The 255-nt window shown below is 56.1% G+C and carries 1 rRNA gene; it reads left to right on the top strand.

Annotation, left to right across the window (positions count from 1 at the left end):
• Positions 1-190: 190 nt before the first annotated feature.
• Positions 191-255, top strand: a 5S ribosomal RNA gene (rrf, locus tag MRBLST15_RS12585); the annotation flags it as partial.

Raw genomic sequence — 255 nt, 5'->3', positions numbered from 1 at the left:
GATCCGAGAGGCTTGACCATATAACCTCAAGTTGCCTTGGCCGACATGACATGTCGATAGATCCAAGTGCACGCTACGTCACAAGACCAAACGAGAGGCAGGCGCTCAGGCGCGTCTCTTTGCAACGTCGGCATCATCATGCCCGCTCCCTGCAAAGACACGACGTCCGAAGCGACACTCCAACCGCCTCCCTGGTGAAATTAGCGCTATGGAACCACCCGATCCCATCCCGAACTCGGAAGTGAAACGTAGCTG

Origin of the sequence: Stenotrophomonas sp. LST15-1-1.1 (genome assembly GCF_040815575.1) — a bacterium.
GTDB lineage: Bacteria > Pseudomonadota > Gammaproteobacteria > Xanthomonadales > Xanthomonadaceae > Stenotrophomonas > Stenotrophomonas lactitubi_B.
This window is presented reverse-complemented; position numbering and strand designations above follow the sequence as displayed.